General features: G+C 62.3%; 24 protein-coding genes and 1 tRNA gene. 10 read left to right on the forward strand and 15 right to left on the reverse strand.

Annotated features, from left to right (window positions below; translation table 11 throughout):
* The first annotated feature begins 15 nt into the window (after positions 1 to 15).
* The 4 genes from FJW05_RS01715 to FJW05_RS01730 all read left to right on the forward strand — a co-directional run bounded on the left by FJW05_RS01715 (position 16) and on the right by FJW05_RS01730 (position 2,727).
* Complete coding sequence (locus FJW05_RS01715; RefSeq protein WP_140627276.1) at positions 16 to 405, forward strand: Mth938-like domain-containing protein; 390 nt, start codon at positions 16 to 18, stop codon at positions 403 to 405.
* Positions 406 to 1,275, forward strand: coding sequence for a phytoene/squalene synthase family protein (locus tag FJW05_RS01720; protein WP_246673167.1), 870 nt, complete (start codon positions 406 to 408; stop codon positions 1,273 to 1,275).
* 76 nt (positions 1,276 to 1,351) lie between these two features.
* Positions 1,352 to 1,777 carry a hypothetical protein gene (locus tag FJW05_RS01725; protein WP_140543708.1) on the forward strand — a complete coding sequence of 142 codons (426 nt, stop codon included), beginning with the start codon at positions 1,352 to 1,354 and terminating at the stop codon, positions 1,775 to 1,777.
* Positions 1,777 to 2,727 carry a sterol desaturase family protein gene (locus FJW05_RS01730; RefSeq protein ID WP_181164822.1) on the forward strand — a complete coding sequence of 317 codons (951 nt, stop codon included), beginning with the start codon at positions 1,777 to 1,779 and terminating at the stop codon, positions 2,725 to 2,727. Before FJW05_RS01725 ends, FJW05_RS01730 begins: the two co-directional genes overlap by 1 nt.
* Before the next feature lie 8 nt (positions 2,728 to 2,735).
* Here the strand turns inward: FJW05_RS01730 and FJW05_RS01735 are convergent, their stop codons facing one another.
* The 5 genes from FJW05_RS01735 to FJW05_RS01755 all read right to left on the reverse strand — a co-directional run bounded on the left by FJW05_RS01735 (position 2,736) and on the right by FJW05_RS01755 (position 5,587).
* Positions 2,736 to 2,957 carry a type II toxin-antitoxin system RelE/ParE family toxin gene (locus tag FJW05_RS01735; RefSeq protein WP_348639800.1) on the reverse strand — a complete coding sequence of 74 codons (222 nt, stop codon included), beginning with the start codon at positions 2,955 to 2,957 and terminating at the stop codon, positions 2,736 to 2,738.
* Between the two features lie 81 nt (positions 2,958 to 3,038).
* Positions 3,039 to 3,341 (reverse strand): type II toxin-antitoxin system ParD family antitoxin, encoded by a 303-nt coding sequence (locus FJW05_RS01740; protein WP_140627280.1) that lies wholly within the window; start codon positions 3,339 to 3,341, stop codon positions 3,039 to 3,041.
* A gap of 73 nt (positions 3,342 to 3,414) precedes the next feature.
* Positions 3,415 to 4,824 carry a methylenetetrahydrofolate--tRNA-(uracil(54)-C(5))-methyltransferase (FADH(2)-oxidizing) TrmFO gene (gene trmFO / locus FJW05_RS01745; RefSeq protein ID WP_140627282.1) on the reverse strand — a complete coding sequence of 470 codons (1,410 nt, stop codon included), beginning with the start codon at positions 4,822 to 4,824 and terminating at the stop codon, positions 3,415 to 3,417.
* 430 nt (positions 4,825 to 5,254) lie between these two features.
* The gene (locus FJW05_RS01750; protein ID WP_140627284.1) at positions 5,255 to 5,395 is read right to left on the reverse strand and encodes a DUF1127 domain-containing protein; all 141 of its coding nucleotides are present in this window, start codon (positions 5,393 to 5,395) and stop codon (positions 5,255 to 5,257) included.
* Between the two features lie 51 nt (positions 5,396 to 5,446).
* Entirely contained in the window at positions 5,447 to 5,587 is a 141-nt protein-coding gene (locus tag FJW05_RS01755) for a DUF1127 domain-containing protein (protein WP_095765031.1), read from the reverse strand.
* 234 nt (positions 5,588 to 5,821) lie between these two features.
* On the opposite strand from FJW05_RS01755, the gene FJW05_RS01760 reads away from it, so the two are divergent.
* On the forward strand, positions 5,822 to 6,940 hold the full coding sequence (locus tag FJW05_RS01760) for a DUF2157 domain-containing protein (protein WP_140627286.1): 1,119 nt from the start codon (positions 5,822 to 5,824) through the stop codon (positions 6,938 to 6,940).
* A complete protein-coding gene (locus FJW05_RS01765) occupies positions 6,937 to 7,512 on the forward strand; it encodes a GDYXXLXY domain-containing protein (protein ID WP_140627288.1) in 576 nt (191 codons plus the stop codon). Before FJW05_RS01760 ends, FJW05_RS01765 begins: the two co-directional genes overlap by 4 nt.
* 154 nt (positions 7,513 to 7,666) lie before the next feature.
* On the opposite strand, the gene FJW05_RS01770 is transcribed toward FJW05_RS01765, so the two are convergent.
* Positions 7,667 to 7,751 (reverse strand) — tRNA-Leu (locus FJW05_RS01770).
* Between the two features lie 435 nt (positions 7,752 to 8,186).
* Between FJW05_RS01770 and tig the strand changes: the two genes are divergently transcribed.
* The 3 genes from tig (at position 8,187) to FJW05_RS01785 (ending at position 10,984) form a co-directional block, all read left to right on the forward strand.
* Entirely contained in the window at positions 8,187 to 9,686 is a 1,500-nt protein-coding gene (gene tig, locus FJW05_RS01775; protein ID WP_140627290.1) for a trigger factor, read from the forward strand.
* Between the two features lie 177 nt (positions 9,687 to 9,863).
* Positions 9,864 to 10,391, forward strand: coding sequence for a hypothetical protein (locus tag FJW05_RS01780; RefSeq protein WP_246673168.1), 528 nt, complete (start codon positions 9,864 to 9,866; stop codon positions 10,389 to 10,391).
* Positions 10,392 to 10,603: 212 nt separating this feature from the next.
* A complete protein-coding gene (locus tag FJW05_RS01785) occupies positions 10,604 to 10,984 on the forward strand; it encodes a cytochrome c family protein (protein ID WP_140627292.1) in 381 nt (126 codons plus the stop codon).
* A 341-nt stretch (positions 10,985 to 11,325) separates the two neighbouring features.
* On the opposite strand, the gene FJW05_RS01790 is transcribed toward FJW05_RS01785, so the two are convergent.
* The 8 genes from FJW05_RS01790 to map all read right to left on the reverse strand — a co-directional run bounded on the left by FJW05_RS01790 (position 11,326) and on the right by map (position 18,225).
* Positions 11,326 to 11,799, reverse strand: a complete 474-nt coding sequence (locus FJW05_RS01790; protein WP_140627294.1) for an aminoacyl-tRNA deacylase — start codon at positions 11,797 to 11,799, stop codon at positions 11,326 to 11,328.
* 129 nt (positions 11,800 to 11,928) lie between these two features.
* Complete coding sequence (locus tag FJW05_RS01795; protein WP_140627296.1) at positions 11,929 to 12,318, reverse strand: cytochrome C oxidase subunit IV family protein; 390 nt, start codon at positions 12,316 to 12,318, stop codon at positions 11,929 to 11,931.
* A 27-nt stretch (positions 12,319 to 12,345) separates the two neighbouring features.
* On the reverse strand, positions 12,346 to 13,065 hold the full coding sequence (locus tag FJW05_RS01800; RefSeq protein ID WP_140627298.1) for a heme-copper oxidase subunit III family protein: 720 nt from the start codon (positions 13,063 to 13,065) through the stop codon (positions 12,346 to 12,348).
* Between the two features lie 10 nt (positions 13,066 to 13,075).
* Positions 13,076 to 13,780, reverse strand: coding sequence for a cytochrome c oxidase subunit 3 (locus tag FJW05_RS01805; RefSeq protein WP_140627300.1), 705 nt, complete (start codon positions 13,778 to 13,780; stop codon positions 13,076 to 13,078).
* A complete protein-coding gene (gene ctaD / locus FJW05_RS01810; RefSeq protein WP_095765041.1) occupies positions 13,777 to 15,546 on the reverse strand; it encodes a cytochrome c oxidase subunit I in 1,770 nt (589 codons plus the stop codon). The genes FJW05_RS01805 and ctaD overlap by 4 nt, the downstream gene beginning before the upstream one ends.
* A gap of 21 nt (positions 15,547 to 15,567) precedes the next feature.
* Entirely contained in the window at positions 15,568 to 16,452 is an 885-nt protein-coding gene (locus tag FJW05_RS01815) for a cytochrome c oxidase subunit II (protein WP_140627303.1), read from the reverse strand.
* A 148-nt stretch (positions 16,453 to 16,600) separates the two neighbouring features.
* Positions 16,601 to 17,362 carry a DNA repair protein RadC gene (gene radC, locus FJW05_RS01820; protein WP_140627305.1) on the reverse strand — a complete coding sequence of 254 codons (762 nt, stop codon included), beginning with the start codon at positions 17,360 to 17,362 and terminating at the stop codon, positions 16,601 to 16,603.
* A gap of 35 nt (positions 17,363 to 17,397) precedes the next feature.
* Positions 17,398 to 18,225: a type I methionyl aminopeptidase gene (gene map / locus FJW05_RS01825; RefSeq protein WP_140627307.1), complete on the reverse strand. Its 828-nt coding sequence runs from the start codon at positions 18,223 to 18,225 to the stop codon at positions 17,398 to 17,400.
* A gap of 415 nt (positions 18,226 to 18,640) precedes the next feature.
* Between map and FJW05_RS01830 the strand changes: the two genes are divergently transcribed.
* The gene (locus FJW05_RS01830) at positions 18,641 to 18,946 is read left to right on the forward strand and encodes a DUF982 domain-containing protein (protein WP_140627309.1); all 306 of its coding nucleotides are present in this window, start codon (positions 18,641 to 18,643) and stop codon (positions 18,944 to 18,946) included.
* A 12-nt stretch (positions 18,947 to 18,958) separates the two neighbouring features.
* Here the strand turns inward: FJW05_RS01830 and FJW05_RS01835 are convergent, their stop codons facing one another.
* On the reverse strand, positions 18,959 to 19,645 hold the full coding sequence (locus FJW05_RS01835; RefSeq protein ID WP_140627311.1) for an aspartyl/asparaginyl beta-hydroxylase domain-containing protein: 687 nt from the start codon (positions 19,643 to 19,645) through the stop codon (positions 18,959 to 18,961).
* Positions 19,646 to 20,427: the final 782 nt, after the last annotated feature.

The following is a 20,427-nucleotide window of genomic DNA, read 5'->3' on the forward strand; positions in this document are numbered from 1 at the left end:
TCATGTTCTAAAGCCATGGCCAAAGGCATCATCATCCGCGAGGCGCATTTCCCGGGCAAGGCGCCGATCGAGGCCTATGGCAATGGCGGCTTTCGCTTTGCCGACATGTCGCATCGCGGATCGCTGCTCGTCCTGCCGTCAGGCATCCATGGCTGGGAGCCGGCCGATCCGCTGGCGCTGAAGGCCGCGGATTTCGACAGGCTGTTCGCCGAGGCCGGCAAGGTGGAGATCCTGCTGGTCGGCATGGGCAAGGAACTGCGGCCGCTGCCGGCGGCACTGCGCGCCGCGCTCAAGGAGGCCGGGATCTCGGCCGACCCGATGTCGACGGGAGCGGCAGTGCGGACCTACAATGTGCTGCTCGCCGAAGACCGCGCCGTGGCCGCGGCGCTGATCGCCGTCGATTGAATGACCGGCACGTCCAACATCGTCAAGAACGGCGACATCGTCATGGATGCGGTGCGCGCCGCCGACCATGACCGGTATCTGTCGGCGCTTTACGCGCCGGCCGACAAGCGCGACGCGCTGCTCGCGCTCTACGCCTTCAATGCAGAGATTGCCGGCGTGCGCGATCGCATCCATGAGCCGCTGCCGGGCGAGGTCAGGCTGCAATGGTGGCGAGACGTCATTTCGGCCGAAGGCGATGCCGAGACAGGCCATCCGACAGCCGACGCCCTGCGAGCAACGATCGCCGCCTGCCGGTTGCCGAAGGCTGCTTTCGACAACATGCTCGAGGCGCGCATCTTCGATCTCTATGACGACCCGATGCCGTCGCGGACCGATCTCGAAGGCTATTGCGGCGAGACGGCCGCGGCGCTGATCCAACTTGTGGCGATGGCGCTCGATCCGGCCGCCGCGCCTGGCTTTGCCGAACTGGCGGGCAGGGCCGGCTGCGCGCAGGCGATCACCGGCTTGTTGTTGCTTCTGCCGCTCCATCGTCGGCGCGGACAGTGTTTTGTGCCCGCCGACATCCTTTCGGCGGCCGGCACGACGCCGGAAGAGTTCGTCAAAGGCGAGGGCGGGGCAGCCGCCGAGCGCGCGGTTACGGCGATGATTGCGCTGGCGCGCGAGCATCTCAACGCCTTCGAGACAGGTGCGCCGGCGCTTCCCGTTGCGCTGCGGCCCGCCTTCCTGCCGCTGGCGCTAACCCATGCCTATCTCGACAGGATGGAGAAGGCGGGATCGCCGCTCAGTGCGACGGCAACGCTCTCAACCTTGCGCCGACACTGGCTGCTCCTGCGTCATGCGATGCGGGGCTGGACGCCCCCTTTGACGTAAACGTCAACCGTGCTAGGGATTCCGATGCGTGGACTCGCGTCAAAGAAATGCGGCCCGCCGGAGGAGCCGTCTTTCCATGAGCCTGCCAGTCCTGGTCGTCCTTGTCGTGTTCGGTATCGCGTTGTCGGTCGCCGCCGTGCATTTCACCGGCGGTACGACGACCGCGACGCTTGCCGGCGTCGATCATGCGCTCGCACGCTTTGCCGAGGATTTTCCCGACGAAAGACCGAGTACCGTGCGGCTGACAGCCGACAGCCATGCCGCGTTTCTCGATCTCGGTCCGCAGCGCTGCGGCATCGTCCGGAGCATAGGCGATTGTTTTCTGACGCGTATCGTCACGCCGCGCGACATTCTGGCGCTGACCAGGGAAGGAAGCGCGATTTCGCTGCGGCTCGATGATTTCACCTGGAAAGGCGGGCGGTTTGCTTTTGCCGACGAAGCCGGCGCGCTGGCCGTGGCGGCGGCATTGCAAAGCCATGATCGGATCCGGGAGGCGGCGTGATGGACGAGTATAATTTCCCGCAGGTCACCCAGCTTGCGATCCCGTTCTTCGTCGCGGCGATCCTGATCGAGCTTTGGCTGGTGCGCACCGGCCGCGCCAAGGGATCGTTCGAGACGCGCGACACGCTGACCAGCCTGATGATGGGGACCGGCAATGTCGTCGCAGGCTTGCTGCTCGGCGTCGTGTCCTATTGGGCGCTGCTGTGGCTGTGGCAATTCCGCTTCTTCAATCTCGGCCTGTCGATCTGGGTTTTTGTCGCCGCCTTCCTGCTCGACGACCTGCGCTACTATGTCTATCACCGCATCGCGCACCGGGTGCGCTGGGTATGGGCCGAGCACGTCAACCATCATTCCAGCCAGCACTACAATCTCTCGACGGCGCTAAGACAAAGCTGGACAGGGCTGTTCACCTTCACCTTCATCCTGCAGGCGCCGCTGGTGCTGCTCGGCTTCCATCCTGCGGTGATCGCCTTCGTCTTCGGCTTCAACCTGGTCTGGCAGTTCTGGATTCACACCGAAACGATCGGCAAGATGTGGGGCTGGTTCGAATTCATCTTCAACACGCCCTCCCACCACCGTGTCCACCACGCCACCAATCCGCGCTATCTCGACGCCAACTATGCCGGCACGCTGATTGTCTGGGACCGCATGTTCGGGACCTTCGTCGAGGAGCTGGAGGAGGACCGGCCGCGCTACGGCATCGTCAAGAACATCGGCACCTTCAATCCGCTGAAGGTGGCCTTCCACGAATGGATCGGCATGTTCAAGGATGCGCTGGCGCCGGGGCTGACGCCTGGTCAGCGCGTCAACTATCTCATCCAGCCGCCGGGCTGGAGCCATGACGGCTCGCGCGATACGTCCGAGACGCTGAAGGCGGCTTATGTGCGGAGGAATCCGGGAGAGGCGGGCAAGCCGGGATTGCCGGGAGCGAGGGCGGAGCCGGCGGAGTAATCAACGCCTTAGGATTGATCGCCAGAACCACCGTCGCGCATCAATCTCTCGTAGTCGCGGCCGCCGTAGAAGATGTTGAGTATGAGAACGACATCGCTTTCGACAACATAGGTGATGACCGCGGAATGTTCGAAAGGGACGGTTCGTAGCCCCGGTGCGATGTCATCGCGCGAGCGGCCGCCGCGAGGTGCGTTGCCGATGCTTCGGCAGCGCTCTCTAATCCGATCCATGAAGCCATTGGCGACGTTTTCGCCGCCGCCTTCTCAAGGATGTAGCTGCCAATCGTTTCGAGATCGGAGATCGCGTTTTCGCTAAGAACGACGACGAGGCGCTGGATCATCATGGCCTTGCGCCAGCTGTGAAATTCGGTTCTTCACCCGGTCGATTGCTTCATCGAGCGGGACGGAGGGTCTCTTGTCCTCAAGCGAAGCCTTCACACGTGCACGGATCGATGCCATGCGCTCGGCATGCTCCTCCTCCTCGCGCTGGAAGGCTCGAAGAGCGGCGCGGATAACTTCGCTGGCCGAGCCGTAGGAGCCGTCCTCGACCTTTTCGCGGATCAGGCGCGCCATGGCTGGCGTGACGGTGACGGACAGTTTCTCGGCGGATTCCATGGCTCATCTCACGTAGGATTGCGAGTAGGATGATATCCTACTTTATATTGGCCTCCAACAGAAACCGAAAAGCCTACTCCGCCGCTTCCGCCCGCGCCGGCAGCCCCAGCCACGCCCTGCAATCCGCCAGAGCGCGCGACGTGATGGCGTGGCGCTTGGCGACGGTCTTGTCCTTGCCGCGCAGGCGCTTGCCTTCGGTCTTCGGCGCTTCCACCGGCGGGAACAGGCCGAAATTGACGTTCATCGGCTGGAAGGAGCGTTTGCCGGGCTCGTCGTCGGAGACGATGTGGCCGCCGGTGATGTGGTTGAGCAGCGCGCCGAAGGCGGTGGTCGAGGGCGGCAGCGACGGCGCCTGGCCGAGCCGTTCGGCGGCGGCGAAGCGGCCGGCGAGCAGGCCGATGGCGGCGCTTTCGACATAGCCTTCGCAGCCGGTGATCTGGCCGGCAAAGCGCAGGCCGGGGCGCGATTTCAGCTGCAGCGAAGGATCAAGCAGCGTCGGCGAGTTGATGTAGGTGTTGCGGTGCAGGCCGCCGAGACGCGCGAACTCCGCGTTTTCGAGCCCGGGGATGGTGCGGAAGATGCGCACCTGCTCGGCATGCTTCAGCTTGGTCTGGAAGCCGACCATGTTATAGAGCGTGCCCAGTGCATTGTCTTGCCGGAGCTGCACCACCGCATAGGCTTTGACCGTCGGATTGTGAGCATTGGTCAGCCCCATCGGCTTCATCGGCCCGTAGCGCAGGGTCTCGACACCGCGCTCGGCCATCACCTCGATCGGCAGGCAGCCGTCGAAATAGGGCGTGCCTTCCCACTCCTTGAACTCGGTCTTTTGGCCGTCGAGCAGCGCTTGGACGAAGGCGAAATACTGCTCCTTGTCCATCGGACAGTTGATGTAGTCCTTGCCGGTGCCGCCGGGACCGACCTTGTCGTAGCGCGACTGGAACCAGGCCGTGTTCATGTCGATCGTGTCGAAATGCACGATCGGCGCGATCGCGTCGAAGAAGGCCAGCGCATCGGCGCCGGTCGCCTCGGCAATCGACTGCGCCAGCGAGGGCGCCGTCAGCGGGCCGGTGGCGATGATCGCCTGGTCCCAATCCGTGGGCGGCAGCCCGGGCACTTCCTCACGCCGGATTGTGATCAGCGGATGCGCCTCGATCTTTGCGGTGACCGCATCGGAAAAGCCGTCACGGTCGACCGCCAGCGCGCCGCCGGCCGGCACTTGGTTCGCATCGCCGGCACCCATGACAAGCGAGTCGGCAAGCCGCATTTCGGCGTGCAGCAGCCCGACGGCGTTGTTCTCGGCGTCGTCGGAGCGGAAGGAATTGGAGCAGACCAGCTCGGCCAGACCGTCGGTCTTGTGCGCGTCGGTGCCGCGCACCGGGCGCATCTCATGCAGCACGACCGGAACGCCGGCTTGCGCAATTTGCCATGCGGCTTCGGAGCCGGCGAGGCCGCCGCCGATGACGTGTACGGGATTTTTGCTCATAAGCGCCGGAATAATCGCTTGGGGAAGCGATTGCAATTGCCAGCTGAGAACGCACGAGGGCGGTGCCTGTGCCAGAAACAACAACACCCGCCGGGGGAGGAGGTCCGGCGGGTGTCGTTTTGGGGGTCGATCCTCGGGAGGAGGTGAAGATCGACCTTATTCGTCATTGCCGGGGAGGAGGTCGGCTTTGACGAAACTCCTTATCGCCCTTGAGGCGAAAATTCTTTTCGCTTTTGAGGACGAAATTCCTTTCGCCTTTGAGAAGGGGCGAAGCCTTCGAAGACGAACTGCGTTCGCTTCTGGAGAACAACGCCCGCCGGGGGAGGAGGTCCGGCGGGCGCCGTTTTGGTGGTCAACCCTCGGGAGGAGGTGAAGGTTGGCCGTATCCGTCAGGGTCGGGGAGGAGGTCGACCCTGGCGAAATGCCTTGCTTAGATCGCCTTGCGGGCGACCATCTTGATCTCGTCGCGAACGATGCCGAGATCATGGAGCTGGCGGTTCGAAAGCCGACCCAGCTCAGCAACGGTGTCGCGATAAACGCGCCAGTTACGATAGCTGCGGACCAGGTTCATTGTCTTAACTCTCTTCAAAACTGGTTCGGACCATTTGCGGTCCGAAGCGGATTAGACCGCCTTGCGGGCGACGTAGTGGATGTCGCTGCGGCTGATGCCGAGGTCGGTCAGTTCACGGTTCGACAGGCGGTTCAGCTCGGAGACGGTGTCCCGGTAGCGGCGCCAGTTGCGGTAGTTGCGGATCAGGTTCATGGTAGTTCTCGTTTCGTCTTTGCTTCGGATCATTCCGTTTGTGTACGAACAGAAAATAGGTGGGATCATATCGGTTTAAAAGTGCCGTTGGCGCATGGCAGCAATGCAAATTGTGCAATGCAACATTAACGGCCGTTCACGCCTGCGTCGCAAAGAAGGCCGAATCGGAAAGTGCCGCCGCGTCAACGGTTTGGCTGTCCCGGCTGAGGAAATGACCAGGCTTCGGGGGAAAGCATGGCGAGCTATACGGCACGGCTAAGGGCGGATATCGCCCGCTGGCGGGAGAGAGGGCTGATCGATCCCGCCACTGCGGAGGCATTGACGCGCGACGTCGCTGCCAACGAGCGCGCGTCGCTGAGTTTCGGCTCCATCCTGGCGATGATGGCGGCGCTTTTGTTCGGCGCGGCGATCCTGATTTTCGTCGCCGCCAACTGGGAGGCTATCCCGCGTGTCGTTCGCGTGGCGGCGCTTTTCGCCGTTATCCTGGCCGGCTATGTCGGCGGCGCGGTGCTGAAGACGCGCGACCATGCCGCGATCGGCGAGTCCCTGTGGATCGTTGCAGCCGCCGCCTTCGGCGGATCGATCGCGCTGATCGGCCAGATGTACCATCTTTCTGGCGACGAGGCCTCGGCGCTGGTGATGTGGTGTGCCGGCACGGCGTTGGCGGCAGCAGCGCTGCGTTCGAACCCGCTGACGGTGGCTGCAGTCGGCATTGCCGATGCCTGGCTGGTCCTCAAGGGGTTCGGCTTCTACTGGCGCGCGGAAATTCCTCATCTCTTCATCGTCATGGCGATCGTCCTGTTCGCCATTTCGTTCTGGACGCGCAGCCGGGCAGCGCGCCACCTCATCATTCTGTCGGTCATTCTCTACCTGGTCTTGCTGGCGACGGATCACGACACGCTGCCGGTGGCCGCGTCGCTGGCCATCGCGTCAGTGCTGCTCTTTGCCGCCGCGGTATTCGCCGGCGATCCGATCGACAGGATCCTGCAGCTCGGCGGCCGGCTGTCCTTGCACGCCTTGCTCGGCTTTCTCACCGGCATGGCGATGATCCAGTTCGAGCTGGCGGATGAAAGCACCTACAATAGCGGTTTCGCCCTCGCCTCGATCGTAGCGCTTGCCGGCATCGTGGCGGCGATCATGTTGGCCGGCCGCGAGAGCAGGGGCCTGCGCTGGCTGGCCTATGCCGGCTTCGCCTTCGAACTCGCCATTATCTATAGCGTCACCTTGAGGTCGATGCTGGATACGGCCGGCTTCTTCCTGGCGGCTGCCGTGCTGCTCGGCATACTGGCGCTGATCATCATCCGCGTTGAGAAACGCATGAGGACGCCCGCCGAGACAGGAGCAGCGGCATGACCGGCAAGAAACTGATCGTCTCGGCGCTGGTGCTGGCGCTTATCCAGATCGGCTTTCTCAGCTGGATCATCGCTGGCCGCGCCGCGATTCTGCGCAACGGCAAGGAAGTGCTGCTGAAAGTCCAACCGGTCGATCCGCGCGATCTCTTGCGCGGCGACTATATCTCGCTCAACATTTCGCGCATCCCGGTGAAGCTGATCGCCAGCCTTCCGCAAGGCAAGCTCTCCAGCGACGACACAGCGATGGTGGTCCGGTTGAAGAAGGGCTCCGACGGCTATTGGCAGCCGACCGCGGCGTGGTTCGGCAAAGCGCCGGCCCCAGCAGGCGAGGACGAAGCAGACATTGCCGGCCATGTCGGGGAAGGCTGGGGGCTCAGCGATCCGGAAGCGACAATCGCACCCGACTACGGGATCGACCGCTTCTATCTCCCGGAAGGCGAGGGCATGGCGATCCAGGACGACATGCGCGTGCGGCCGTTCGGCATCAAGCTCGCGCTCGCGGCCGACGGCACGGCGCAGATCAAGGCGCTGATGGACGGCGACAAGACGCTGTTCGAGGAGCCGCTTTATTAAGGCCGCTTTGGCCAGCGCATCGGAGGGTCTATCGAGCAGGGCGGCGCCCGAGCCAGGATGGCGCCGGTCCTCCTTCGCCAAGGCTTTGGAGGACACCTTCGGCTCTTCGAGCCTCAGGTGGTGGCCTGCCATCCGAAGCTGGAAGAGCGAAGGATGGTGCGGATGAAGGGACTCGAACCCCCACGCCTTTCGGCACTGGAACCTAAATCCAGGGCGTCTACCAATTCCGCCACATCCGCTTTCCCCGGCAATCCCATGTAGCCATCATTCTGTCAATGTCGGGGGCTCAAGTCATGCTTGTCCGGCTAAAGCGCATCGCGTGGAAATAGATTCAGGCGAAGGGCTTTGAGATGCATGCTGTCCTCCAAAAACGCTGCGCAGTTTTGGGCGACATGCATTGGAGCGAAGATAGTTGAAAATTAGCCTAGCCTGTGACAAAAGGCGTGTCGAATGTGACGGAAAGTGAGTTTCCGCTTTTGCAAGATGTGAAAAGTTATAGGAAAAACAAAGACTTATTCGCATCGGGCAAGGCGCAGTTCAGGAGAATTTGAACCGCATTTGCGGTCAAATCGCCAGGTTCCGTCCCAAAAGCCATTTCCGGCAAGATCATACCGGCAGGCTGTAAACGGCTAAGACCGTTTGGCAGTCTCATTGTTGAAAACAAAGGTTCTAGGATGCAGGTCACCGAAACGCTCAACTCCGGTCTCAAGCGCGAGATCAAGATCACCGTGCCGGCCGGTGACATGGAAGCCAAGCTGATGGCGCGGCTGACCGACGCCCGCGGCAAGGTGCGCATCAACGGCTTCCGGCCGGGCAAAGTGCCGGTGCAGCACCTGCGCAAGGTGTATGGCAAGTCGTTCATGGCCGAGGTCGTCAACGAGATCCTCAACGACTCGACCCGTTCGATCATCTCGGGGCGCGGCGAAAAAGCCGCCATGCAGCCCGAAGTGATCATGACCGAGGACGAGAAGGAGGCCGAGAAGATCCTGGCCGGCGGTGCCGATTTCGAATTCAGCCTCAACTACGAAGTCATCCCGCCGATCGAGATCAAGGATTTCTCCGACATCAAGGTGACGCGTCAGGTCTATGACGTGCCGGACGCGGAAGTCGAGGACCAGGTCAAGCGCGTCGCCGAATCGGCGCGCAGCTACGAGCCGAAGACCGGCGAGGCCGCCGAGGGCGACCGCGTGACCATCGACTATGTCGGCAAGATCGGCGGCGAGGCCTTCGCCGGCGGCGCCGGCACCGACCAGCCGCTGGTGCTCGGCTCCAAAGAGTTCATCCCGGGCTTCGAGGAGCAGCTGATCGGAACGAAGGCCGGCGACGAGAAGCAGGTCACCGTCACTTTCCCCGAAAACTACCAGGCGGCGCATCTGGCCGGCAAGGAAGCCACCTTCGACGTCACCGTCAAGGAAGTGTCGGCGCCCGGCGCGCTCGAGATCAATGACGAGACGGCCAAGAATCTCGGCCTGGAATCGCTCGAGCGCCTGCGCGAGATCGTGCGCGGCCAGATCGAGAACCAGTTCGGCTCGATGACCCGCCAGAAGGTGAAGCGCCAGTTGCTGGACCAGCTTGACGCATCCTACTCCTTCGAAGCGCCGTCGAAGCTCGTCGAGGCCGAGTTCAATAACATCTGGGCTCAGGTCAACCGCGACCTGGAAGCCGCCGGCCGTACTTTCGCCGACGAAGAGACGACGGAAGAAGAAGCGCGCGCCGAATATATGCGCCTTGCCGAACGCCGCGTGCGCCTCGGCCTGGTCCTGGCCGAGATCGGCGAGAAGGCCGGCGTCACCGTGTCGGACGAGGAACTGCAGCGCGGCCTGTTCGAGCAGGTGCGCCGCTTCCCAGCCAACCAGCAGCAGGAAGCCTTCGAGTATTATCGCAGCAACCCGGAAGCCATCAACGCGCTGCGCGCGCCGATGTTCGAGGAGAAGGTGGTCGACTATCTGCTCGGCCAGATCTCGGTCAACGACGTCAAGGTCGGCAAGGACGAGCTGATGGCCGACGACGAGGAGGCCGAAAGCGCGACCAAGGCGAAGCCGGCCAAGAAGGCTTCCTCGAAGAAGGCCGAAGCAAAGGCTGGCGAAGCAAAGGCAGGCGAAGCCACCGACGAGGCGGAAGAGCCGAAGAAGAAGGCCGCGCCGAAGAAGAAAGCCGCCAAGGAAGCCGAGTAACAGGTTTCAATGCCGAGATTTCGAAAGGCCGCCTCCGGGCGGCCTTTTTCATTGTGATGTGTTCCATTGTGGCGGCGCGGCAACACAGACAACTTGTCTTGAAGCCCTGCCGCTGGCGATACCAACCGTTGAACATTATCTGCGCTTCATCGCATTCGCGGGTGTTTGGAGGCATTGGTGAGGCTGGGATTCATGATGAGAGGCGTGGTCGTCGCCGCGGCGCTCTTGTTTGCCGCAGCCGCCGGCGTCGCCCGGGCCGAGCCGGCTCTCGGCAACTGGAGCGTTGGCGCCGGCAATGATGGTCAGATCACGGCGTCGCTCCACGCCAGCAACAAGCTAATCACCGGCGGCGGAGCGTTGGGCTATAGCCCTGTGCTGACATTGGCTTGCCGGCCCGACGGCGAACCACGCTGGAGCGAGTGGCTCCAGCTCAACGATGCCGTCTCCGCCAGCCGCAAGATCACCATTTCCGTCGCGGTCGACGGCAGCGGCAAAACCGACGAAAGCTGGTCGGTCGGCCCGCGCGGCAGAACGCTAGTCAGGGATGGAGACGACGGCATCAAGCGTCTGGCTTCGGCGAACCGGTTGACGCTGTCGTGGCGCTTCGGCCTGTTGTCGGGACGCGGCGAGGCCGATTTCGAGCTTGCAGGTCTCTCCGAGGCGATCGGCCAGATCGCGGCGAGCTGCAAGACCGACCCGCCCTGATCGTCACGTTCAGAAGGCTTGGACCGCTTTTGGGCAGCTAGTCCTCGGCGCGCGGCCTAAGCGTTCGCAGACCGGCAATTTTTCCCCATTGGTTCGATTCTGTGGTATGTAGGTGCCGCAATTCCACTGAAGAGACGCGGCCGCCCGCCATGCAGGATACGCCAGCGTGGCGCGGGCCGTCCGACGTAAATGACGATCAGGGAGGAAGTGCCATGCGCGCAACCGCGCTTTTCATGGTCTTGTCAGCTACGACCTTCTTTGCAAGCCCGTCGCAGGCGCAGGACGCCGCCGCAGGCGAGAAGGTGTTCACCAAGTGCAAGGTCTGCCACATTGCCGACCAGGACCAGAATAAGGTCGGCCCGTCTCTGCACGGCGTCATCGGGCGCACCGCGGGCACGCATCCCGGTTTCGCCTATTCCACGGCCATGATCGAGGCCGGAAAATCCGGCATCAAATGGGACGAGCCTACGCTGACAAAATATCTTCACGACCCCAAGGCGATGGTCAAAGGGACGAAGATGGCGTTTCCCGGCCTCAAGAGCGATCAGGACATAGCCAACGTCATCGCCTACTTGAAGCAATTTTCCAAGTAAGCACCGCCGTCCAGGCTCCTTTGATGGTCGCCTGCTTATCCGGAAGGAGACGGCTGGCAGTTGCGCAGATAAATATCGCGCCCAGCACCGTCACGCCGGGAGCGCAAAAAAACCCAATAGCAGCAGAATAGCTATGCCAAGGCCGAGTATGAGAAGCGTCCGCGTGTCCATGACGTTCACCTTCGCATATTGAGAATACCGAAAAGGCTGAAGGACTGGCGGTCGTGCTGCCGATCCTCGGCCCTGGCATGTTTGCCGCAAGGTCGTAGAGCCGCCGGCTGCCCCAGACCGTCGAAAGCAATCAGGCCCTGCCGTGACGCGGCGGCGGGAGTGTCGGTGGGTCAGAAGGCCGGATAGCTGAACCGCGCCTGGCGCGCGTCCGTCGTCAGGTTGCGGAAATCCTTGCCGCTGACATGCACAAGCGTCTTGTGGTCGCCGCCCTCGAAATAGATATCGGCGGCATCACGCAGGCTTTCGTCCAGAATGACTGGCACATCATAAGCCGCACCGATCGGCGGTATGGCGCCGATGTCGCAATCGTCAAAGAGCGATACCACTTCGTCTTCGGAAGCGAGGCCGAGGCGTTTGTCCATAACGTCCTGCAGCTTGCCGAGTTCGATTCTGTGGGTGCTTGGGACCACGGCCAGCGCATAACCGAGTTCGTGGTGAACGACCACGGACTTCGCCATGATGCTGCCGGGCACGTGCGCGGCAATGGCGGCCTGCCTGCTGGTGGCAGTTCGATGATGCCCAACGGTATCGTAGGAGATGCCCTTGCGGTCGATAAAGTTTCTCAGTCTGTTTGCTATCGTCATTGTCCGCGTCCTTTGCTTGAGTTCACGGCGCATACGCCAGATCAAAATGGGCCGGCGGCCTGTAGTTTCAAGGCATCGGAGCCGGCCGTCCCCGGCTGCTCATGCCGCGGCTGGACCCCGTATCGGGTGTCAGGGGCCAGGCCCGAAAAACGCGATTCGGGTCAGCAGCGTATAGTCGGACTCGAAGACCATCATCGCCACGAAAACCAGCACCAGTATCGGCGGCAGGATGATTGCATACATCATCGCCAGCCGCTCCCAGGCCATGTGCATGAAGACGGCGACGATCAGTCCTGCCTTGAGCATCATGAAGATCAGGATCAGCGACCACCTGAGATAGCCGTGAAGGCCGAAATAGTCGACCAGATAGGAGCAGGTGCTGAGAATGAACAGCCACGCCCAGACGACCAGATAGAGCTTGATCGGGTGCTCCTGATGCGTCTCTGCCTTGGCGACGATCGCCGCATCATGGGGATGCAGTGCGTGTTGTCCGAGACCGTTTGCGGTTGCTTCAGCCATGTCTGCCTCTCAACAAAGCCTGCCTTCTCACCAAAGATAAAAGAAGGCGAAGATGAACACCCAGACCAGGTCGACGAAGTGCCAGTAGAGCCCCATGATCTCGACGTTCTCGTAGCGGCCCCTGCGGCTGGTGAAAAAGCCGGGCCGGCCGGTGTCGAAGTCACCACGCCAGACTTTTCTCGCCACGATGATCAGGAAGATCACCCCGATGGTCACGTGAGTGCCGTGGAAGCCGGTGATCATGAAAAAGCACGAGCCGAATTGCGCGGCTCCCCATGGATTGCCCCACGGCCGGACCCCTTCGGTGATCAGCTTGGTCCATTCGAAGGCCTGCATGCCGACGAAGGTCGCGCCGAGCGCGGCGGTCAAAAGCATCAGGATCGCGGTTTTGCGACGATCGCGGCGATAGCCGAAATTGACCGCCATGGCCATGGTTCCGCTGCTCGAGATGAGAACGAATGTCATGATGGCGATCAGAATCAGCGGGATCTCCGAGCCGCCGATGCGCAAGGCGAAGACCTCGCTGGGATTCGGCCACGGCACGCGCGTGGAGATCCGCGCCGTCATATAGGAAAGCAGGAAGCAACCGAAAATGAAGGTGTCGCTGAGCAGGAAGATCCACATCATGGCCTTGCCCCAGGACACGTTCTTGAACGCGCGCTGATCCGAGGCCCAGTCGGCGGCGATCCCGCGCAAGCCCCGGGGGCGATCCATCTGGCTGGTATGCGTCAGTGTGGTCTCGGCCATCGCCAGTCTCCTAGGTCAGCAGCCGTTGGCAAATGCTCACGAACGTCGCCGCCCAACCGGCCAGGACGGCGAAGATGCATAGCCAGACGAAAAGCAGGAAATGCCAATACATGGCGCACAACTCGACACTGAGGCGCAGCCGCTCCCGCCGCATTCCGTTCCAGGCGCCGGCGCTCGTCCTGCCAAGGCCGACCAGCCCGCCCAATATGTGCAGGCCATGCATCGCCGTGATCAGATAAAAGAAGCTGTTGGCCGGGTTGGAGGCCAACAGGTAGCCGTCCTCGGTCAGCTGCCGCCATGCAATCAACTGGCCGGCGAGGAAGGCGAGAGCGGTCAGTCCCGCCGTTGCAAGACCGAGCCTTACCATGTCCACCTGGCCTCTGCGCGCGGCGACCACCGCACATTGCAGCGCGACGCTGCTCAGCGCCAGCACGCCGGTGTTGAGCCAAAGCAGGCGCGGCAGCGGCAGCGGCCGCCAGTCCGACAGGCCCATGCGCATGAAATAGGCGCTGGTGAATAGCGAGAACAGGCAGCCGACGACGGCGAGGAAGACGCCGAGGCCGATCTTGGCGGTGGGCAGGGACGACCGGTCGAAGCCGACGACATCCCCGGCCACGCCTTGCTCCAGCCAGGGCTTCGCCGTCAACCGCTGGTGCGAAAGCCACCAACCGGCAAAGCCGGCGATCACCAACAGGAAGACCAGGATGACGCTCATGCCGGCTCCCTGGAGGGGCCGAAGGAGCCCGGCACGTTCTGCGGGATGAAGTCCTCCTTGGCACCCGGCACGCTGTAATCGTAGGCCCAACGATAGACGATCGGCAGTTCCTTGCCGAAATTGCCGTGCGCCGGCGGCGTCTCAGGCGTTTGCCATTCGAGCGTCGTTGCCCGCCACGGATTGCCGCCGGCCTCACGGCCATGGCGGATGCTCCAGATCAGGTTGAACAGGAACACCATCTGGGCGAAGCCGACGATGAAGGCCATGATGCTGATGAACGAGTTCAGATGGTGGGCCGATTCCGTCATGATATTCATGTCGGTCAGTTCGGCGTAACGCCGCGGAACGCCCATCAGGCCGAGATAGTGCATGGGGAAGAAGATCAGGTAGGCGCCGAGGAAGGTGATCCAGAAATGGAAGCGGCCGAGTGTCTCGTCCAGCATCCGTCCGGTGACCTTCGGATACCAGTGATAGATCGCGCCGAAGATCACCAGGATCGGCGCGACGCCCATGACCATGTGGAAATGTGCGACGACGAACATCGTGTCCGACAGCGGCACGTCGACGACGACGTTGCCGAGGAACAAGCCCGTCAGGCCGCCATTGACGAAGGTGACGATGAAGGCGAGCGCGAACAGCATCGGTATGGTGAGGTGGATGTCGCCGCGCCACAACGTCAGCACCCAGTTATAGACCTTGATCGCGGTCGGCACCGCAATGATCAACGTCGTGGTGGCAAAGAAGAAGCCGAAATAAGGATTCATGCCGCTGACATACATGTGGTGCGCCCAGACCACGAAGCTCAGCGCGCCGATGGCGATGATGGCCCAGACCATCATGCGATAGCCGAAGATGTTCTTGCGCGCATGTGTGCTGATCAGGTCGGACACGATGCCGAAGGCCGGCAGCGCCACGATGTAGACTTCCGGGTGGCCGAAGAACCAGAACAGATGCTGGAACAGGATCGGGCTGCCGCCATTGTGTTGCAGTTGCTCGCCCATCTCGACGATTGCCGGCATGAAGAAGGAAGTGCCGAGCAGGCGGTCGAGCAGCATCATCACACAAGCAACGAACAGTGCCGGGAAGGCCAGAAGCGCCATGACCGTGGCGGTGAAGATGCCCCAGACGGTGAGCGGCAGGCGCATCAAGGTCATGCCGCGGGTGCGGCCTTGCAGCACCGTCACCACGTAATTCAGGCCACCCATGGTAAAGCCGATGATGAACAGGATGAGCGAAGAGAGCATCAGGATGATGCCCCAGTCCTGGCCGCCCGGCGTGCCAGTCATGATCGCCTGCGGCGGGTAGAGCGTCCAGCCGGCGCCTGTCGGCCCGCCCGGCGCGAAGAAGCTCGACACCAGGACCAGTACGGCGAGCAGATAGACCCAATAGCTCAGCATATTGACATAGGGAAAGACCATGTCGCGGGCGCCGACCATCAGCGGAATGAGGTAATTGCCGAAGCCGCCAAGGAAGAGCGCGGTGAGCAAATAGATCACCATAATCATGCCGTGCATGGTGATGAACTGATAGTAGGCCTCCGGAGTGATGAAATCGAACGTGCCGGGGAAGCCGAGCTGCAGGCGCATCAGCCAGGACAGCATCAGCGCGACGAGGCCTATAGCCATGGCCGTCGCCGAATACTGGACTGCTATGACCTTGGCGTCCTGTGAAAAGACGTATTTCGTCCACCAGCTGTGCGGATGGTAGAGCTCCATCTCCGCGACTTCGGCGGGTGGAACGGCATCTGCGGGTGTGACGTCGACCATGGGAGCACCTCCGCGCCCTGTTCAGCGGGCCTCGAGCGTTTCGAGTTTTGCCGCGACGTCCAAACTGGACGCCATCGTCTTTTCCGACGGTTGGTTCGCCGAGCCCGTTTGCTTGGGCGCGGACAATTGCGCAAAGGTCTGCTGCTGGCCGAGCCAGGCCAGATAGTCCTGCTCGGTGTCGACCATGACCACGCCATGCATCAGCGGATGTCCCTGGCCGCACAGCTCGGCGCACAAGACCTGAAAGGTTCCGGTCCGCGTTGGCGTGAACCAGAAATATGTGACCGATCCCGGAATCATATCCATCTTGGCGCGGAATTCCGGGATGTAGAAATCGTGCAGCACGTCGATCGAGCGCAACAGCACCTTGACCGGCTTGCCGACCGGCAGGTGCAGGTCCGCCGCCTCGACTACGATATCGTCCTGGCCGTTCGGGTCGCCGGCTACGATGCCGAGCGGGTTTTCAGCCGAGACGACGCGGGTGTCGGAGGTGCCGAGCTTGCCGTCCTTGCCGGGCAGGCGGTAGCTCCATTGCCATTGCTGGGCGACAACCTCGATATTGGCGGCCTCGCTGGGAACGTTGACGAAGCGGCTCCAGACGAAGAGGCCGGGAACCAGCAAGGCGGTGACACCGGCCGCCGTTGCGATCATCAGCCACGATTCGAGCCGCCTGTTCTCCGGTTGATATGCCGCGCGATTGCCTTCCCGATGCCGGAAGCGGAAGACACAATAAGCCATAAAGAGCACGACAGCGGCAAAGACGATGCCGGTGATCCAAAAGCTTATGATGATGGTGTTGTCGATGTAGTCCCAATTCGAGGCGATCGGCGTCCACCACCATGGGCTCAGGAGGTGGAACAGCACCGAGCCCACAACGATCAAAACGAGTACAAGCACAATGGCCATGTCCCGTCCTCCCGGTATTTCACGGGAGCGCGAAGCATGCCGGGGAAATACCAAGTCCCATCATGCTTGATTTCCTGCTGAAATTCCAGAGCCGACTATCTGATGAGGAGACGATGTCCCGGCAATCCAGAAATGCCGGGCAAACGCCTCAGATCAGCAGCAGACCTTTCATCGAGGCGTTGCCCTTGCGGCCGATGATGATGTGGTCGTGCACGGCGATGCCGAGCGGCTTGGCCGTATCGATGATCTGCTTGGTCATCTCGATGTCCGCGCGGGAAGGTGTGGGATCTCCCGAAGGATGGTTGTGCACCAGGATGACGGCGCTGGCTGAGAGCTCGAGCGCGCGCTTGACCACCTCGCGCGGATAGACCGGCGTGTGGTCGACGGTGCCGGTCTGCTGCACCTCGTCGGCGATCAGCCCGTTCTTCTTGTCGAGGAACAGGACGCGGAACTGTTCGCGAGCCTCGAAGGCCATGGCGGAGCGGCAATAGTCGAGCAGTTGCGTCCAGTTGGACAGGACTTCACGGCCGCGGATCTCGCCGCGCGCCATGCGCTGTGCCGTCGCGGCGATGACCTTGAGATCGGTCGCGACGACCGGTCCGATGCCTTTGACTTCTTCAAGCAGGGATGCCGGCGCGCCGAGCACTTCGGCCAGCGAGCCGAAGCGGGCGATGAGCGCCTTGGCGATGGGCTTGGTGTCGACGCGCGGGATCAGCCGGAAGAGCAGCAGCTCGAGCAGTTCATAGTCGGGCAGGGCGTCCGGTCCGCCGGCGGCAAAGCGTTCGCGCAGACGGTCGCGATGGCCATGATAGTGCGGTTTCTCGGCAGGTGCCGCCTTCTTTTGCACTGCCTCAGGCGGTTCGATCCAGCCTTCGGAAAAGAATGCCCGCTCGTCCTCGACTTTGCCCATGGTCCGCCCGCTCCCCTCAGGCTTAGGTCGAAGTGCTACGCCGGCAGGCCGGGGCGGTCGAGCTTTTTCGGCGACAGCGTGAAGATCTCGCAGCCGGTGTCGGTGACCCCGATCGTGTGCTCATACTGCGCCGACAGCGAGCGGTCGCGCGTGACCGCCGTCCAGCCGTCCGACAGCACCTTCACATGCGGCCGGCCGAGATTGATCATCGGCTCGACGGTAAAGATCATGCCCGGCCGCATCTCGACGCCTTCGTTGACGGTGCCGTAATGCAGGATGTTCGGCGCGTCGTGGAAAAGCTGGCCGACGCCGTGGCCGCAGAAGTCGCGGACCACCGAGCAGCGCTCCGCCTCGGCATAGGTCTGGATCGCGGCGCCGATGGCGCCGGTGCGGGCGCCGGGCTTGATCGCGGCTATGCCGCGCATCAGGCACTCATAGGTCACTTCGAGCAGGCGCTCGGCGGCGCGCTTGATCGTGCCCACCGGATACATGCGCGAGGAATCGCCGTGCCAGCCGTCGAGGATGTAGGTGACGTCGATGTTGACGATGTCGCCTTCCTTCAACGGCTTGTTGTCGGGAATGCCGTGGCAGACAACATGGTTGATCGAGGTGCAGGACGATTTGGTGTAGCCGCGATAATTGAGCGTTGCCGGCAGCGCACCATGGTCCATGCCGAATTCGAAGACGAAGCGGTCGATTGTTTCCGTGGTCACGCCGGGCTTCACGATCGGCACAAGCTCGTCGAGGCAGCGCGCGGTGAGGTCGCAGGCCTTGCGCATGCCGGCGAAGCCTTCCTCACCATAGAGGCGGATCTGGCCGGTATTTCGAAGGGGCGCGGTGGAGGCGTCGAGATAAGTAACCATTTTGTCCGTTTGCCGGCGTGGGCTTCAAAGGAGCCGAATGCGAAAATCTGCTCCAGATTTGGCACCGCAAGCCGCAAGGTTCAAGGACGAAGTGCGGTTGCCGCGCCCATTGCGGCCGTCCCCTGGCCATTTCCATGGTTAGGTCGGTCCTGATGTTCGGAGGAAGGAACGGCGGCGATCGTGCTCGGCGCCATCCTCGCGCTGCCGTCCCCCTATCTGCTGACGGTGGTTACCCGCATGGCCTATGACGCGAAGGAGAATCCGGCCAACCAGTAGCGGCAAGGGCCTGATCCAGGCACCCGCGAACCGGTCCTTCACCGCACTGAGGTCACATTTGCGAGTCAGAAGGCCGCAAAAGCAACTTTTCACATCGAACGGCGTTGCTCTCGGCTGCGCCCAGTTCGGGAGACAGGGAATGGACAGACTGCAATTCGAAGTGCCGGTGCGCATCACGCGCGCGCCCGGCCTGCCGGTCGAAGAAATCTACAGCGTCGAGCAGGCGCTCGATTTCCTGCAGGATTGGCCGAAGCGCCGGCAAGGCAAGGTCTATGAAGCCGCGTTCAATGCCTGCTTCGGGGCGACGGTCGACGTGGCCAGCGCCGAGGAAGCCTGCCGCGCGTTCGCAGCCTTCTGCCGCGTCAGCGGATTGCTGGCGAGAGACGCGATGTTTCCCGGCAAGCGTGGCAGCGGGGCAGGGACCTATCGCGAAGCGCGAGCGTAGATTTCGATCGGTTCAGCCGCCGAACGACACGCCCCGATAGCGCATACCCACCTGCACGCCGCGCACGATCACGCGCGAAAGGATTTCCATATCCAGCGGCATTTGCGGACGCCACACGTCGAGCAGGAGAGCGACGCGCGGCTGATCCGAGTTGTTCATGACCTCGTGCTCGAACGTGTCGTCCCACAGCAAGCATTCGCCGTCGGCGATGCGTCTCTCCTCGCGATTGATCATCATGATCGTTGCCGGACGGCCGTCCGGCTGCTTGGGGATGACCAGGCCGAGATGGAACCGCATGATGCCGCGAAAAGGTCCGCGGTGCGGCGGGATGTGCTTGCGCGGGGCGAGGAACGAGACGGCGGCCGATTTGACCTCGGGGTACTCCGAAAGCAGCCGGCTCAGGACCGGCATGCGCGCGAGGTTTTCCGGGATCGTCATGTCATAGGCCTTGAGCACGAACATGCGCCAGTCGAGACCGTCATTGGCCGAGATATTGGCCTGTTCCGGCATGATGTCGTGGAAGCGCGGCGCCTGGTTCAGCTTCGCCGCCAGCGCCTCATCGCGGATATCGCGCCAGGCGGCGGTGAACTTCGCGGCATTGGGAAAATGCGTGCCGGCATCAAGAATGGCCGGGGCATCTATGCGTTTTTCATAAATACGGCGGACCAGATTGGTTCCGAGATCGTAGGCGCCTGACATCTCATTACCTCAACGACGCTGTTATATAGTGGGATATTGCTTGCGGCCACCGCTCACGGAGATTTGCTCGGGCCGTCAACACGGAGATGGACATCGCAGGCCGCCATGCCAAAATCGAAACGATGTCGGCCTCGCTCGCTGCATCGTGACAGCGCGACTGTTGCGGAACTGCGTCACAACATGCGGATTTGGCGATACGATGTTTGCCAGGACGCCACCATGCCCGTAGGCAAGATTTTGCCTTGCGCGGCAGCCATGCTCACTGCTGCTTCAAATTTCGCGCGCCCGGTCCGACACGCGCAAGATGACGTGTGAACAGACGCAGGCACTGATCCAGAGCCAGCACGCTGCGGTGCTGAGCACGGGACCGAATACCTATGATCGTGATGTCCGCCGATTCGGCAATGAGTGCGATGCGCCTGACGTGCCGATGGTCGACTATGTTCCGACCGGCGACGGCCGGTGCATGGTTTACCGGTGCGAAGAGCCGGCTCCAATGGTTCCGGATTGACCGGAGGCCTGTGACGCTCTCCCGGCTTTTCACGGGAGCCTCAGACACTGGCCGATGCGGCTTACTTGACCTTTTGTATCTCCGGTTGAATCTCCGGGCTCGGCGTCTGATCAGTTGCCGGGGCCGGCGTGCAATCCGGGCCCTTGCAGTCCAGCACGGGATCGTCGGCCGGAGGAAGACAATTTTGCCCCTGGCAATGGACTGCTGGCGGCTGCGGCGTTGCTTGGCTATTCGGCTGGGCAGGCTGATCGTCTGCGTGAACGGGCGGCAC

It is taken from the genome of Mesorhizobium sp. B2-9-1, assembly GCF_006439455.1.
Classification (GTDB): domain Bacteria; phylum Pseudomonadota; class Alphaproteobacteria; order Rhizobiales; family Rhizobiaceae; genus Mesorhizobium.